At 69.7% G+C, this 11,805-nt stretch carries 10 protein-coding genes; 5 read left to right on the top strand and 5 right to left on the bottom strand.

Annotation, left to right across the window (positions count from 1 at the left end; genetic code table 11):
- Positions 1–55 precede the first annotated feature (55 nt).
- Complete coding sequence (locus tag ACFT4A_RS37485) at positions 56–1,399, bottom strand: UDP-glucose dehydrogenase family protein (RefSeq protein WP_382839731.1); 1,344 nt, start codon at positions 1,397–1,399, stop codon at positions 56–58.
- Between the two features lie 188 nt (positions 1,400–1,587).
- Here ACFT4A_RS37485 and ACFT4A_RS37480 point away from each other — a divergent pair, with 188 nt between their 5' ends.
- From ACFT4A_RS37480 to ACFT4A_RS37470, 3 genes are all read left to right on the top strand, one after another.
- Positions 1,588–2,745: an acyl-CoA dehydrogenase gene (locus ACFT4A_RS37480; RefSeq protein WP_382839729.1), complete on the top strand. Its 1,158-nt coding sequence runs from the start codon at positions 1,588–1,590 to the stop codon at positions 2,743–2,745.
- A gap of 198 nt (positions 2,746–2,943) precedes the next feature.
- Positions 2,944–3,495 carry a hypothetical protein gene (locus tag ACFT4A_RS37475; protein ID WP_382839726.1) on the top strand — a complete coding sequence of 184 codons (552 nt, stop codon included), beginning with the start codon at positions 2,944–2,946 and terminating at the stop codon, positions 3,493–3,495.
- Between the two features lie 43 nt (positions 3,496–3,538).
- Positions 3,539–4,510, top strand: a complete 972-nt coding sequence (locus ACFT4A_RS37470) for a tyrosine-type recombinase/integrase (protein ID WP_382839724.1) — start codon at positions 3,539–3,541, stop codon at positions 4,508–4,510.
- Between the two features lie 6 nt (positions 4,511–4,516).
- On the opposite strand, the gene ACFT4A_RS37465 is transcribed toward ACFT4A_RS37470, so the two are convergent.
- Positions 4,517–5,074, bottom strand: a complete 558-nt coding sequence (locus tag ACFT4A_RS37465; RefSeq protein WP_382839721.1) for an acyl-CoA thioesterase — start codon at positions 5,072–5,074, stop codon at positions 4,517–4,519.
- A 119-nt stretch (positions 5,075–5,193) separates the two neighbouring features.
- On the opposite strand from ACFT4A_RS37465, the gene ACFT4A_RS37460 reads away from it, so the two are divergent.
- On the top strand, positions 5,194–6,498 hold the full coding sequence (locus ACFT4A_RS37460) for an LCP family protein (protein ID WP_382839719.1): 1,305 nt from the start codon (positions 5,194–5,196) through the stop codon (positions 6,496–6,498).
- A 63-nt stretch (positions 6,499–6,561) separates the two neighbouring features.
- On the opposite strand, the gene ACFT4A_RS37455 is transcribed toward ACFT4A_RS37460, so the two are convergent.
- A complete protein-coding gene (locus ACFT4A_RS37455) occupies positions 6,562–6,927 on the bottom strand; it encodes a four-helix bundle copper-binding protein (RefSeq protein ID WP_382595532.1) in 366 nt (121 codons plus the stop codon).
- A 146-nt stretch (positions 6,928–7,073) separates the two neighbouring features.
- Positions 7,074–8,438, bottom strand: a complete 1,365-nt coding sequence (locus tag ACFT4A_RS37450; RefSeq protein WP_382839735.1) for an LCP family protein — start codon at positions 8,436–8,438, stop codon at positions 7,074–7,076.
- 244 nt (positions 8,439–8,682) lie between these two features.
- On the opposite strand from ACFT4A_RS37450, the gene ACFT4A_RS37445 reads away from it, so the two are divergent.
- Positions 8,683–9,720, top strand: coding sequence for a glycosyltransferase family 2 protein (locus tag ACFT4A_RS37445; RefSeq protein WP_189726725.1), 1,038 nt, complete (start codon positions 8,683–8,685; stop codon positions 9,718–9,720).
- A 57-nt stretch (positions 9,721–9,777) separates the two neighbouring features.
- Here ACFT4A_RS37445 and ACFT4A_RS37440 read toward each other — a convergent pair whose 3' ends face one another.
- Positions 9,778–11,310 (bottom strand): LCP family protein, encoded by a 1,533-nt coding sequence (locus ACFT4A_RS37440; RefSeq protein WP_382839733.1) that lies wholly within the window; start codon positions 11,308–11,310, stop codon positions 9,778–9,780.
- Between the last annotated feature and the right edge of the window lie 495 nt (positions 11,311–11,805).

Genomic DNA, 11,805 nt, shown 5'->3' with positions numbered 1-11,805 from the left:
CGACTGAGCCTCGGCCGAACCGGCGTCACCTTTCCGCAGGTGTCTTCAGGCGTCTTCAGGCCTTGGGGCGCCCCATCGCGCGGTACGTCCAGCCGGCCTTGCGCCAGCGGTCCGGGTCGAGGGCGTTGCGGCCGTCCAGGATGAGGCGGGTCGCGGCGACTTCGCCGAGGGCCTCCGCGTCCAGCTCCCGGAACTCCCGCCACTCCGTCAGATGCAGCACTATGTCGGCGCCCCGGACGGCCTCCAGTGCCGAGTCCGCGTAGCCGAGGGTCGGGAAGACCCGGCGGGCATTTTCCATGCCCTTGGGGTCGTAGACCGTGACCTGGCCGCCCTGGAGGTGGATCTGCCCGGCGACGTTCAGCGCGGGGGAGTCCCGTACGTCGTCCGAGTCCGGCTTGAAGGTCGCGCCCAGCACCGCCACCCGTTTGCCGAGGAACGGCCCGCCGCCCAGCGCCTGCCGCGCCAGCTCCACCATCTGCCCGCGCTGGCGCATGTTGATGGAGTCGATCTCCCGCAGGAAGGTCAGCGCCTGGTCCGCGCCCAGCTCACCGGCGCGCGCCATGAACGCCCGGATGTCCTTCGGCAGGCAGCCGCCGCCGAAGCCGATCCCGGCCCGCAGGAACTTCTTGCCGATCCGGTCGTCGTAACCGATGGCCTCCGCCAGCTTGGCGACGTCACCGCCCGCGGCCTCGCACACCTCCGCCATCGCGTTGATGAACGAGATCTTCGTGGCGAGGAAGGAGTTCGCCGAGGTCTTCACCAGCTCGGAGGTCGGGAAGTCCGTCACCACGAACGGCGAGCCCTCCGCGATCGGCGTGGCGTACACCTCCCGCAGCAGCTTCTCGGCGCGCTCGCTGCGCACACCCACCACAAGCCGGTCGGGATGCAGCGTGTCGTCGACCGCGAAGCCCTCCCGCAGGAACTCCGGGTTCCAGGCCAGCTCGGCGTCCGCACCGGCGGGCGCGTGCGCGGCCAGATAGGCGGCGAGCCGGTCCGCGGAACCCACGGGCACCGTCGACTTGCCCACGACCAGGGCCGGCCCGTGCAGATGCGGGGCGAGGGAAGCGATCGCGGAATCGACGTAGGACATGTCACAGGCGTACTCGCCGTGCCGCTGCGGAGTGTTCACGCAGACGAAGTGCACATCCCCGAACGCACCGACCTCGGCCCAGTCCTGGGTGAAGCGCAGCCGCCCGCTGGAGCCCTCGATGCCGGCGACGTGCCGGCGCAACAGCTCCTCCAGCCCCGGCTCGTACATCGGGGCCTCGGCGCGCTCCAGCTTCTCGATCTTCTCGGGCACCACGTCGAGGGCCAGGACCTCGAAGCCCAGCTCGGCCATGGCCGCCGCGTGTGTCGCGCCGAGATAACCGGTGCCGATCACGGTGATCTTCAGGGCCATGAGGTGCTCCAGGGGTCTACGGCATGTGGTGCGCGCCCGAGCATAGCCGGGGCATGGGAGCGCGCTTCACGGGGCAACTTCCCGCTGTCGTCTAGCTCACGTATCACTCCCGGGGGCGACCCCATAAACTTTTGATTACTTAACGGTAGTTAGCGTCAGCATCGCAGCGTTTTGGAGCGTGAGAGACCTTGGCCGGATCGGCTGACTTCGACCTGTACCGCCCGTCCGAGGAGCACGACATGCTCCGTGACGCCGTCCGCTCCCTGGCCGAGGCGAAGATCGCGCCGTACGCCGCCGCGGTGGACGAGGAAGCCCGCTTCCCGCAGGAGGCGCTCGACGCGCTGACCGGCAACGACCTGCACGCCGTGCACGTACCCGAGGAGTACGGCGGCTCGGGCGCCGACGCGCTGGCCACCGTCATCGTCATCGAGGAGGTCGCGCGCGTCTGCGCCTCGTCCTCCCTCATCCCCGCGGTGAACAAGCTGGGCTCCCTCCCGGTGATCCTCTCCGGCTCCGAGGACCTCAAGAAGCGGTACATGACCCCGCTCGCCAAGGGCGACGGCATGTTCTCGTACTGCCTGTCCGAGCCGGACGCCGGCTCCGACGCCGCCGGCATGAAGACGAAGGCCGTCCGCGACGGCGACCACTGGATCCTCAACGGCGTGAAGCGCTGGATCACCAACGCCGGCGAGTCCGAGTACTACACGGTGATGGCCGTCACGGACCCGGCCAAGCGCTCCAAGGGCATCTCGGCCTTCGTCGTCGAGAAGTCCGACGAGGGCGTCTCCTTCGGCGCCCCCGAGAAGAAGCTCGGCATCAAGGGCTCCCCGACCCGCGAGGTCTACCTCGACAACGTCCGCATCCCCGCCGACCGCATGATCGGCGAGGAGGGCACCGGCTTCGCCACGGCGATGAAGACCCTCGACCACACCCGCATCACCATCGCCGCCCAGGCCCTCGGCATCGCGCAGGGCGCGCTGGACTACGCCAAGGGCTACGTCCAGGAGCGCAAGCAGTTCGGCAAGGCGATCGCCGACTTCCAGGGCATCCAGTTCATGCTCGCCGACATGGCCATGAAGATCTCGGCCGCCCGCGCCCTGACCTACCAGGCCGCCGCCGCCTCCGAGCGCGGCGACGCCGACCTCACCTACCAGGGCGCCGCCGCCAAGTGCTTCGCCTCGGACGTGGCCATGGAGGTCACCACGGACGCCGTCCAACTCCTCGGCGGCTACGGCTACACGCGTGACTACCCGGTGGAGCGCATGATGCGCGACGCCAAAATCACACAAATATACGAAGGAACGAACCAGGTGCAGCGGATCGTCATTGCCCGCAACCTGCCGTAACGGCTGGTGAGCTGACGGTCGAAGGGTGCCCAGAGGCTGGGCACCCTTCACTCTTTTCGGTGAGTGTGTACACGGAACATGGCATAGACCGTGTATCGGGTTTTATCTTTTTCACGCGGCCGGGGACTTCCCGGTCCACGGCGGCTGTCGTGGCCGCGCTACTTTCGACCTGTGACCGCAGCATCTTCGAGTGGGGACTTGCCCGAGGGCTGGCGTCTGGATGGGGAACAGCTTGTGCACGAAGCTGAGTTGCACGGCTGGAAACTGACTGTCGTCACCTTGCTCAGCGCCCCGTGGGACGGCCCGGCGAGCCTCCGTATCGATCCGCCCGACGACCCGCGAGCCGAGGTCGCCACGGACGGCATCACAGCGGAACTCATGCGCTCGATCTCCTTGGCGGAGATCCGCAGGACGGCGAAGGAACTGCGGACCCGCCTCGGTCGGTCGGCTGACGAGGCCACCACTGCGGCGGTGGTCCATCGGGTCGAGACAGAGCGTGACTATGCCTTGATGGCCCGTGAATACGTGCATCTCGTCCACCAGGGCTATCGGAGCCCCGTCACACGGCTCGCGACCGCGTGGGGGCTCAGCCGGAACACCATCAGTGGCCGTATCCGGCGGGCACGTGCCATGGGCTTCCTCGACGGACCGCCGGGCAGGCCAGCGGACCGCCTGACCGACAAGGCCAAGCGGTATCTGGAGGGGGGCGGCACACGTGTCGCGAAACGAGAGCGGAGCGACGGACGGTGAGTCGCTTGCGGCGGTCTTCGAACGGTGGGCAACGACGCGAGGGGTGGAGAACAGCAGCGTCAAGCAGTACCGGACGATGCTGACCAGGACTGTCGAGCCGTTCTTCGGTGCCGACGGCATCAGGGGCATCACGTCGGCACAGGTGGAGAAGTGGGTGGACTGGATGATCCACCACCGCGGCTACAAGCCCTCCACCCTTCGATTCCGGTTCAACATTCTTAAGTCGGTGTTCATGTGGGCGATGGAGCTCGGATTGACCGATACCAACCCGTGCGGGCCCGTGGAACTCCCCGTGAGCCGCTCACGAGCGCACCGGGACCAGCGCGCGGAGATCTGCATCCCCAGCACCGAGACGGTGCTCTCCGTCATTGCGGCCGCACCGGAGCGGTACCGCTGCATGTTCTGGCTCATGGCCGGGTGCGGGTTGAGGCTCGGAGAGGCCATGGGCCTCGGACGTGATCGCATCTCCTTTGCCGACCGGCTGATCGTCGTCGACCGGCAGGTCGCCTGCGATAGGGACACCGGATCCGGACGGTACGGCAGCATGCAACTGCGCCACGTCAAGTGGCGTGAGGACGGCGAGCAGGGGCGCCGAGTGCCGCTGCCGGACGTAGTGGCCTTGGCGCTGCGCCGTCACCTCAGGGACCACGCCCCCTGGGGCGAGGAGCAGCTGCTGTTCAGCAATGCGACAGGTACTGGCCTGCTCTACCCCTACTACTGGTACGGGAGGATCTGGCGCCCCGCACTGGCAGCGGCTGACGTCGACTACTTCAAGTCCCACAGCCTTCGGCACTTCTACGCCGCATCCCTTCTGAGTCAGGGCGTGGCGGTTTCGGAGGTCTCGGCATGGCTGGGGCATGCGTCGGTGAGCTTCACCGAGCGGTACTACGCGGACCTGATGCCGGACGCCCCGGACCGCGCGCGGTTAGCGATCGACGGCACCTTGGGAGCCAGTCGGCACCGGGCCCAATTGGCAGGCATGACGGGGATGACAGCTGCGGCGTCGGCTCAGTGAGCCGAGTCAGTCCTCGAACCCCTCCGCCGCCCGCTTCTCCCGCAGCTCCATGATCGCGCGGCGGCGGGCCAGGCGGTGGGTGCGGCGGATCTGGGCCTCCTGGTAGCGGCGCTTGTCGCGTTCGGTCTCCGGGAGGACCGGTGGCACCCGGCGGGGCTTGCCGTCGGCGTCGACGCCGGCGAAGACGAGGTAGGCGGAGCCGACCTGGGTGGGCGGGGCGGACTCGTTCCAGCGTTCGGCCAGGACCCGGACGCCGACCTCCATGGACGTCCGACCGGTCCAGTTGACCTGCGCCTTGACGTGGACCAGGTCGCCGACGCTGACCGGTTCGAGGAACGCCATCTCGTCCATCGACGCGGTGACCGCCGGGCCACCGGAGTGCCGCCCGGCCACGGCCCCCGCCGCGTCGTCGACCAGCTTCATGATCACCCCGCCGTGCACGGTCCCCAGCAGGTTCGTGTCGTTGTGGGTCATGATGTGGCTGAGGGTGGTGCGGGACGCCGAAGTCGGCTTGCCCGGGATATCCGGACTGCCGGAATCCGCAGCTGGGGCCTGGTCTGTCATGGCCCCCACCCTATGCCGCGGCGCTATGGGGACGTTTTGTGTCAGCTTCGCCACAGCCGTGCTCTGATTTTCCGACGACTCTTGTATGGCGCACTACCGGGACCTGCACACTGGGGCGCATGAACACTTGGCCCGAGGGGCGGTCCGACGACAACCGCGGCAACCGCTACGGACACGGAAGCTCGAGCGCACAGCCCGAGAGCGCCCGCGTCATGCGGCAGGTCCGCCGTGGCCCGGCGCCGTCGCCCGGGCAGGCCGGGTACGGCGGTGCCCCGCCGTACGGCGCCGGCGGAGTACCGCAGCAGCCGTCGTACGTCGACGGCGGCTACGGCGGCCCCGGCGACGGCTACGACAGCGGCTACAACACCGGCCAGGTCTACGGCGCCCCCGGTGGCAGAGGGCCCGGCGGCCCGGGCGACGGCATGTACGAGCCGCGTCCCGCGCCGAACTGGCGCCGCCGTATCAAGGTGACGACCATCACGCTGGTGACGGTGCTGGTGGTGACGAGCGTCGCCACGTACTTCTGGGCCGACTCCAAGCTCAACCGCGACGTCGACCTGTCGCAGGTCATCGAGCGGCCGGAGGCGGGCGAGGGCACCAACTACCTGATCGTCGGCTCCGACAGCCGCGCGGGCATGTCGGCCGAGGAGAAGAAGAGACTCCGCACCGGCTCCGCCGAGGGCAAGCGCACGGACTCGATGATGATCCTGCACACCGGCAGCAACGGCCCGACGCTGATCTCCCTGCCGCGTGACTCGAACGTCACGATCCCGTCCTTCAAGGGCTCCGACTCCGGGAAGGTCTACCCCGGCACCGGCCGCCAGACGAAGCTGAACGCGGCGTACGCGGAGGACGGCCCGGAGCTGCTGGTCCGTACCGTCGAGGCCAACACGGACCTGCACATCGACCACTACGTGGAGATCGGCTTCGGCGGCTTCGCGAGCATCGTCGACGCGGTCGGCGGTGTCGAGATGGACATCCCGCAGGACATCAAGGACACCAAGTCCGGCGCGGACTTCAAGAAGGGCAAGCAGACGCTGACCGGCGAGCAGGCCCTCGCCTTCGTCCGCACCCGCTACGCCCTCAAGGGCTCCGACCTGGACCGTACGAAGAACCAGCAGAAGTTCCTGTCGGCCCTGGCCAACCAGGTCGCCACGCCGAGCACGATCCTCAACCCGTTCAAGCTGTACCCGACCATGGGCGCGGGCCTGGACTCCCTCGTGGTCGACAAGGACATGGGCCTGTTCGACCTGGCGTCCATGTTCTGGGCGATGAAGGGCGTCAGCGGCGGCGAGGGCAAGTCGATGAACATGCCGATCTCGGGCAACGCCGCGAACGGCAACCTCCAGTGGGACACCGCCAAGGTGAAGCAGCTGGTGAACGAGCTGAAGAACGACGAGAAGGTCACCGTCTCCAGCAACTGAGCACGCGGCAGCAGAAAAGAGGGGGCACCCGGGCGGGTGCCCCCTCTTGGCGTGAGGCGGTCCTCACATCGTGGCGGCCGACATCGAGCGGCACATCTCGGCGCAGCGACGACACGCCTCGGCGCAGCGCATCATCTGGGTGTCGTCCGGCATGGACATACACGCCTCGGCGCACATGTCACAGGCCTTGGCGCACATCGCGCACATCTCGGCCGACAGCGGCGAGCGGCGCATCATCATGTCGGCGCACATGCGCGTCATCTCGGCGCAGTCCATGACGGCGCGCATGATCTGCATCTGGGCCGGGCCGCCCATCTGCAGGCAGGAGCTCATGGTCTCCTCGCACACGCTGTGGCAGGCCATGCAGGCCTGGACGCAGTCCTGCATCTCCTTGCTCAGCGGGGTCGTGGTGGCGGGCTGCTGGGTCATGACTTCCTCCGGGGTGGGGACGGTGGGGGCCGGGGGTCGGTCCCCGTGCCTTCCGTCCTACGCCTGCGCGGCGCTGCCCGCCATGGGGCGGAGGGAAGGAATCCGCCATGCGTGCGTCGCGGGCCCGTGGGCGTCACCCACGAGCTTCATGAGCACGCCACCTCGTCCCCCCGCACCACCACACCCGACTCGCCCTGCCCCGCGTCCTCCGCCCGCACCTTGCGTACGCGTTCGAAGTCCGTGCCCGCGATGACCTTCAGGGTCGCGCCCAGACCCGGGGCCGCGCGCAGCTCGCTGCCCGGCAGGGCCGCCGCGAGGGACTTGGCGGAGCGGTCCCAGCGGGGGTCGTAGACGACGACCGTCCGCTTCACATCGGGGGTGGCGGCGTTCACCGGGGCCCCGGTCGTACGGAAGCCCGTCGCGACCAGCGCCGCGTCGACCCGGCGGCCGAGGCCGGGCGTGGGGGTGCCGTTCTCCACCTGGACGCTGATCTGCTGCGGGGCGACCGGGACGACCCGGGCCTCGCCGCCCGGCCGCCGCACGGACAGGGGCTGGTCGGCGCGCAGGGCGTGGAAGAGCCGCTCCGCCTTCACGGAGTCCCACTTCAGGGTCGAGCCGACGCCCTCGACGGCGTATCCCAGCTGCTGGATCGGGACGGTCGTGAACTCGGAGGAGGAGGGGGAGAAGTTCCGCATGGCGCGGCCCAGGGACAGCATCTCGTCCGTGCCGAAGCCCTTGTCGGCCCGGACCGAGCCGAGCACCGCCCGGGTCACGTCCCGGAACTTCATCGGGTTCAGCAGGATCCCGGAGGACATGACCCGCTCCACGAGCGCCGCCATGAACCGCTGCTGCCGTTTCATACGGCCCAGATCCGACGCCCCGTCGACATGGCGTGCGCGCACATACTGCAGCGCCTGCCCGCCCTCGAGCGTGTGGCGCCCGGCTGGCAGGTTCAGTCCGGTGTAGCTGTCGTTCAGGGGGGCGGCCGTGCAGATCTGCACGCCCCCGACCACGTCCACGGTCTTCATGAAGCTCGTGAAGTCGACCTCCAGATAGTGGTCGATCTTCACCCGGGTCATGTTCTCGACCGTCCGCACGGTCAGCGGCGCCCCGCCCTCGGCGTACGCCGCGTTCAGCTTGATCGGGTGGCCCTCGTGCCGTCTGCCCGTCGTACGGTCGACATGCGCCGGCGTCACGGCGTACGAGTCGCGCGGCAGGCTCACCACACTCGCCCGCTCCCGGTCCTCCGAGATGTGCACGATCATCATCGTGTCGGTGCAGTGGCAGGGCGCGCCGCCGAGCCGGTACTTCTGCCGCTCGTCCCGGCTGATCTTCTCGCGGCCGTCGGTGCCGACCAGCAGGACGTTCATGCCGTGGCCCGCCTGGGGCCGGTTCTTCATGTCCTTGAAGGCGTCGACCCGGGCGATGTCCGCGTCCAGGCTCGTGACCACCGCGTGCCCGATGCCGGCGGACGCGAGGACCACCACGGACAGCGTGGTCACCGCCCGCATGCCCCACCGCGGCTTCCCGCGCCGCACGGGCCTGCGCGGGGGCCGGCGTGCGGAGGGCGGCTGCGGGCGGCGCTGCGGGGCGGCGGTGGTCCGGGGGGACCGCGGCGGCGTGGGCAAGAGGACACCTCCGGACGAGGGCCGTACGTGGGATCCGTGACACCGTAGGCCGATACGATCTGCAGCCCGCGGTACCGGCCCGGCGGCGCGCAACGGTGTCCCCCGTTCGCGGTAACGTGAGCCCCCTATGAACGCCAATCCCGACGTGCGCCACCCCGCCGTTTCCGTGATCATGCCCGTCCTCAACGAGGAACGGCATCTGCGGGGAGCAGTCCAAGCGATCCTCGCGCAGGAGTACGCCGGCGAGATGGAGGTCGTGATCGCCCTGGGTCCGTCCACGGACCGCACGGACGAGATCGCGGCTCAGCTCGTCGCGGACGACCCGCGTGTGCACACCGTCCCCAACCCGACCGGCCGCACGCCGGCCGCCCTCAACGCGGCGATCAACGCCTCCCGCCACCCGATCGTCGTGCGCGTCGACGGGCACGGCATGCTCTCGCCGAACTACATCGCCACCGCCGTACGGCTCCTGGAGGAGACCGGCGCGCAGAACGTCGGCGGCATCATGCACGCCGAGGGCGAGAACGACTGGGAGCACGCCGTCGCCGCCGCGATGACCTCGAAGATAGGGGTCGGCAACGCCGCGTTCCACACGGGCGGCCAGGCGCAGCAGGCCGACACCGTCTATCTCGGTGTCTTCCGGCGCGAGGCGCTGGAGCAGCAGGGCGGCTACAACGTGGAGTTCATCCGCGCCCAGGACTGGGAGCTGAACTTCCGCATCCGTGAGGCCGGCGGGCTGATCTGGTTCTCGCCCGAGCTGCGGGTGTCGTACCGGCCGCGGCCGAGCGTGAAGGCCCTCGCCAAGCAGTACAAGGACTACGGCCGCTGGCGGCATGTGGTCGCCCGCTACCACGAGGGTTCGATCAACCTGCGCTACCTCGCCCCGCCGACCGCCGTGTGCGCGATCGCGGCCGGGATCGTGGTGGGCGCGCTGCTGACCCCGTGGGGCTTCGTGGTGCCCGGCGGCTATCTCGCGGCGATCCTCGCCGGTTCGGTCCCGGCGGGCAAGGGGCTGCCGCTGAAGGCGCGGCTCCAGATCCCCGTGGCGCTGGCCACCATGCACATGTCGTGGGGCTGGGGCTTTCTGACCAGTCCGCGGGCGCTGGCCCGCAAGGTGATCGCGAGCCGGCGGCCTGCCGTCCGTGCGGACGCTTCCGCGAGCTGAATCACCGGCGTATCGACGCGGGCCCTTTCCCTCGGCGGGGAAAGGGCCCGTCGCCGTTCAGTCCCAGACGAACGCCGGGCTCACGTGCATACAGGCCTTGTCGTCGGCGCCGTTGAGCGCCTCGGCCGACTTCGGGGTCTCGTCGTTCTCCTCGGGCGCCTTGTAGTCCGCGCCCTCCCGCCAGTCGGCGCCCACGACGAGGGTGATGCCGGAGACGTCGGTGGACCGCTGCACCGAACTCAGCGGGATGCCCAGAGCCTTGGCGAGACGCTGGGCGTCGCCCTCCAGGTCGGCGCTCGGGTAGCGGACGACGGTCCTGTCCTCGGTCCAGGAGCCGGTGGTGTCGGCGACGGCCTGGGTGAAGCCCTCCTCCTTCAGCAGGCCGGCCACCGTGCCGGCGCGTCCGCGGGCGGCGGCCAGGGTGTCGGTGCGGGTGCCGTTGCGGACCTGGACGGCGATCTCGTCGTCGGCGGCGGCCGGGTCGGCGGACGCCTGCTCGGCGGCCGGCTTCTTCGCCTTGTCCTTGCCGTCCAGGGCGATGTCCTCCCGCACCAGCCGGAACAACTGCTCGGCGTCCTCCGTCGGTTCGACGCGGGCGCCGACGTAGCGGTTGGGCATCGTGGTCATGGTGATGCGCTTCGGCTCCACCTTGCGCAGCTCGTCGCTGAGGTCGTAGAGCTTCTTGACGGTGTCGAGGCCCGGGTCGACCGTCATGGCCCGGGTGGCCTCCTCGGCCAGTCTGCGGAGCTTGTTCGGGCTGCTCAGCGTCATGTTGTCGCGCAGCTGGCGGACCATCGCGTTCATGTACATGTGCTGGGCCTTGGCGCGGGCGAGGTCGCTGCCGTCCTCGAAGCCGTAGCGGGTGCGCAGCCACTGCAGGGCCTGCTCGCCCTGGATGTACGAGGTGCCCTTCTCCAGTTTCAGGCCCGAGCCCTTGCCGTCGGAGGTACGGGAGTGGATGTTGGCGTCGACGCACACGGGGACGCCCCCGACGGCGTCGGCCATCGACACCACGCCCGCGAAGTCGACCATGATGAAGTGGTCGATGTGGATGCCGGTGAGCTCCTGCCAGGTGGCCACGGCGCAGCCCGGACCGCCGTGTCCGAGGCTCTGGTTGGTCATCGTCCGCCCCTGCGTCGCCTGGTACACCTTCCCGTCGTCCGGGTCGGTGCACTTCGGGATCTTCACGAGGGTGTCGCGGGGCATGCTGATGACCGACATGTTGGTGCGGTCGGCGGACAGGTGCAGCAGCATCTGGACGTCAGCGAGGGGCGTGGCGCCGAACGTCTCGCGGGCGCCGCCGAGTTTCTGGTTCTCCTTGCTGTCCCGCGCGTCGGAGCCGATGAGCAGGATGTTCAGCGGGGTCTGCCCGGCGGCGTTGGGCGTCGGAGCGGCGACCTTGCTGTCGCCGAGGTTCAGGGCGTCCTTCTTGATGTTGCCGTTGAGGTGCCGGTAGTAGAGGTAGCCGGACCCGGCCGTCCCGAGTATCAGCACGGCCAGCACGACAGCGGACCACTTCAACACCCGCCGCCTGCGCGGGAACCGGCCCCCTCGCCGCCGACCGCTCTCCCCACCGTCGCCGCCGGACACGTCGTCGCGGCCGGGTGAGTGCGGGGTGGTCGCCGATGTGCTGTCGCGGTCGGACGTGCTCTCGCCCGCTGCCGGCAGGTCGTCGGCGTCTGGGTTGCTCGGACTCCCTGTCGGCAGGCCGTCGGCGTCGGGCGTGCTCGTGCTTCCTGTCGGGGGGCCGTCGGGGTCGGGTGTGCTCGCGCTTCCCGCCGGCAGGCCGTCGATGTCGGGTGTGCTCGTGCTTTCCGCCGAGGGGCCGTCGGCGTGGGGCGTGCTCGTGCTTCCTGTCGGGGGGCCGTCGATGTCGGGTGTGCTCGTGCTTTCCGCCGAGGGGCCGTCGGCGTGGGGCGTGCTCGTGCTTTCTGCCGCTAGGCCGTCGGCGTCGGGGGTGCTCGCGCTTCCCGCCGGCAGGCCGTCTCCATGGGGCGTGCTCGTACTCCCCGCCGACCCGCCCTCGTCGTCGGGCGTCTCCGCGCCCCCTTCCGACGAGCGGCCGTCGCCGTCGGGCGACTGACT

Origin of the sequence: Streptomyces sp. NPDC057099, from assembly GCF_042671245.1 — a bacterium.
Taxonomy (GTDB): domain Bacteria; phylum Actinomycetota; class Actinomycetes; order Streptomycetales; family Streptomycetaceae; genus Streptomyces; species Streptomyces purpurascens.
Note: the sequence above shows the minus strand (reverse complement) of the source record. Positions and strands in the feature narration are given on the sequence as shown.

Bases quoted from the DNA above. Each gene is read 5' to 3' on its own strand.
- ACFT4A_RS37485 (WP_382839731.1), bottom strand. From the start codon at position 1,399: ATGGCCCTGAAGATCACCGTGATCGGCACCGGTTATCTCGGCGCGACA.
- ACFT4A_RS37465 (WP_382839721.1), bottom strand. From the start codon at position 5,074: ATGACAGACCAGGCCCCAGCTGCGGATTCCGGCAGTCCGGATATCCCG.
- ACFT4A_RS37460 (WP_382839719.1), top strand. From the start codon at position 5,194: ATGAACACTTGGCCCGAGGGGCGGTCCGACGACAACCGCGGCAACCGC.
- ACFT4A_RS37455 (WP_382595532.1), bottom strand. From the start codon at position 6,927: ATGACCCAGCAGCCCGCCACCACGACCCCGCTGAGCAAGGAGATGCAG.
- ACFT4A_RS37450 (WP_382839735.1), bottom strand. From the start codon at position 8,438: ATGCGGGCGGTGACCACGCTGTCCGTGGTGGTCCTCGCGTCCGCCGGC.
- ACFT4A_RS37445 (WP_189726725.1), top strand. From the start codon at position 8,683: ATGAACGCCAATCCCGACGTGCGCCACCCCGCCGTTTCCGTGATCATG.